At 66.5% G+C, this 2,056-nt stretch carries 2 protein-coding genes and 1 pseudogene; all 3 read right to left on the bottom strand.

From position 1 onward, the window contains the following. The coding region (locus ACFYXH_RS42415; RefSeq protein WP_389575169.1) for an RCC1 domain-containing protein at nt 1-406 on the bottom strand (406 nt) is incomplete at its 3' end. A gap of 66 nt (nt 407-472) precedes the next feature. Next, complete coding sequence (locus ACFYXH_RS42410) at nt 473-1,642, bottom strand: polysaccharide deacetylase family protein (RefSeq protein WP_389575167.1); 1,170 nt, start codon at nt 1,640-1,642, stop codon at nt 473-475. Nucleotides 1,643-1,708: 66 nt separating this feature from the next. Beyond that, nucleotides 1,709-2,056 (bottom strand): annotated as a pseudogene (locus ACFYXH_RS42405) (hypothetical protein); the annotation flags it as partial.

The raw sequence follows: 2,056 nt of genomic DNA, 5'->3' as shown, positions 1-2,056 counted from the left end.
CGTCGCAGAGCTGCCCGAAATCGTTCCAGCCCCAGGCCCGGACGGTGCCGTCCGACAGCAGCGCCATGCTGTGGTGGCCATGGGCGGAGATGGCCTTCACCCCGGTCAGCCCGGGGACCGTGACGGGGCTGAGCCGCTCCTTGTTGGTGCCGTCACCGATCTGGCCGTTGGTGTTCATACCCCAGGCCTTGACGGTGCCGTTCTTCATCAGCGCCAGGGTGTGGCTGTCCCCGGCGGCGATCGCCGTGACACCGGTCAACGGGGCCGCCGCACGGGGGGCGCGGGAACCCCCGAACGCCAGCGGCGTGGCAAGTACCGACGCCACCAGCGAGAACAACAGGGCCAACAGGATTGCGGGAGCCGGCGTTCCGGCCCTCCGCGGCGGTACGGAAACCGGGATCTTCATGCGCTTCTCCTTCTGGACGGGGGGTGGGGCGGCCCGATGTGACCGGCGTTCTGCGCAGCCTGGTGGTCAGGCGAGTGCCGAGAGGAGGGCTCTGATCGTCGGCAGCCTCCAGACGGCGAGGAGACCCAGGGTGGGGTCCCACAACGGTGCGGGACTCGGAGCGAGTCCGCCGGTGCTGTCACTGGTGCTGCTCAGCCCGGCGCTGCTCAGCACGGCACTGGCCAGCTCGGCATTGCTCTGCTCGGCGCTGCTCTGCTCAGAACCGCTCTGTTCGGCATTGCTCTGCTCGGTGCTGCTCTGCTCAGTACCGCTCTGCTCGCTGCTGCTCTGCTCAGAACCCCTCTGTTCGGCATTGCTCTGCTCAGAACCGCTCAGCTCAGTACCGCTCATCTCAGAACCACTCAGCTCAGAACCACTCTGCCCAATACTTTTCCCGTTACTGGACATGACTTCGCCGACCGTGGCCACGCGCGTACCGGCCGAAGCGCGGGTCTTCAACCAGTCCAGGAACGCGGACAGAACCTTCGGCTTGATCCCGTACGTGGGTGTGCACCCGTCGCAGACATGGTGGAAGACCAGGGGGACCCAGCCACCTCCACGCTTCTCGGCCTCTGTCACAAACCCCTTGAGGTTGTTCAGGCTTGTGGACGTCTGCACGGAGCCCGGTGTCCGGATCTGGTACGCGTTGTCGGGGGGCATCCGGTCGACGTACGGGCACCCGTTGCAGTTCCCCGGAGCCACCAGGCCCCCCACACCCCTGGCGCTGGTGTAGCCGCAGTCGGCGACGGCGCGCCGGGAAGCCGCGTCGGCGGCACCGTAGGGGTAGGCGAAGCTGCGTACCGAGAACCCCATTTTCTGCAGGGCCTTGCGGTCGTCACAGATCTCGCGCTTCTGCTCGGTGGCACTCAGGTTGGGCAGGCGGGGGTGGTGCAGGGTGTGCCCGCCGATTTCGTTGCCGTCGGCAGCGAGCTGCTTTGCCTGCGAGGTGCTCATGTACTGCGGCCTGCCCAGATTGCCGCTGATCAGGTAGAACGTCCCCCGCATGCCATGGGCACGGAGGATCGGCCGGGCCTCGGTGAAGTGGGACAGCCTGCCGTCGTCGAAGGTGAGCGAGACGACGGTTCTCGTCGCCGCGTGCGCGGCCGGCAGCCCGGACAGGGGCATGGTGAGGGTGAGGAAACAGGCGGCCAGGAGCGCGAGAGCCGGTGCGGTCAACGACCGGTATTTCACGGACATGCGGGGGATCCTTGATGTTCGGCGCCGCTGAGGTGGTCAGCGAAGCGGATTGCGACGGCGGGAGTTCTAGGACGCGGCCGCGACGAAGTTCCTGAACTGGAAATTGGCGTTGTCGCCCCGGACTCCGACGCCACCGGCGATGAGCAGATTTCGAGGAGTCCTGTCCACGACGTCCAGGACCCGCCGACCGCCGACCTCGAGGATGAGCCGGACAGTGCCGTTTGAGAGCGTGGTGGCACTGGTCCTGACGTTGACCCAGGTGTTGCGCGGGAAGGTATTCCGGGCGGTCGAGCCGATTTGGTAGTACGTACCGCCGTTCTCATTTCCGGGCGGATTCTTGCGCTTGATGACGCAGACCCCGTCACGGCGTGCGACGCTGACCGCGTAGAGCTCCGTCTCGTCGTGATAGCGCAT

Source organism: Streptomyces sp. NPDC002730, from assembly GCF_042888805.1.
GTDB lineage: Bacteria > Actinomycetota > Actinomycetes > Streptomycetales > Streptomycetaceae > Streptomyces.
This window is presented reverse-complemented; position numbering and strand designations above follow the sequence as displayed.

Bases quoted from the DNA above. Each gene is read 5' to 3' on its own strand.
- ACFYXH_RS42410 (WP_389575167.1), bottom strand. From the start codon at position 1,642: ATGTCCGTGAAATACCGGTCGTTGACCGCACCGGCTCTCGCGCTCCTG.